Origin of the sequence: Klebsiella sp. S69, assembly GCF_016516145.1 — a bacterium.
Lineage (GTDB): Bacteria > Pseudomonadota > Gammaproteobacteria > Enterobacterales > Enterobacteriaceae > Klebsiella > Klebsiella oxytoca.
The window spans coordinates 1-310 of record NZ_JACVUU010000099.1; the positions used below are offsets into that span (position 1 = coordinate 1).

Genomic DNA, 310 nt, shown 5'->3' on the forward strand with positions numbered 1-310 from the left:
TGCATCCGTAGCTCAGCTGGATAGAGTACTCGGCTACGAACCGAGCGGTCGGAGGTTCGAATCCTCCCGGATGCACCATATTCTCCATATCTTCAGCAACGAAGGTGTGGATGAGGTGGCGGTATTAGCCGCAAGCACCAGGGGGATAACGTTGCTTTAGCAACGGCCCGAAGGGCGAGCCGCAAGGCAAGTCATCCTCCCGGATGCACCATCTTACTTGATACAGCTTTAGCAGCAGTATCAAAATCTGCAGTAAAGTAAGTTTCCCGATGCATCCGTAGCTCAGCTGGATAGAGTACTCGGCTACGAA

General features: G+C 52.9%; 1 tRNA gene. It reads left to right on the plus strand.

The window, feature by feature from the left end:
- Position 1: 1 nt before the first annotated feature.
- A tRNA-Arg gene (locus IAE27_RS29410) sits at positions 2 to 78 on the plus strand.
- Positions 79 to 310 lie beyond the last annotated feature (232 nt).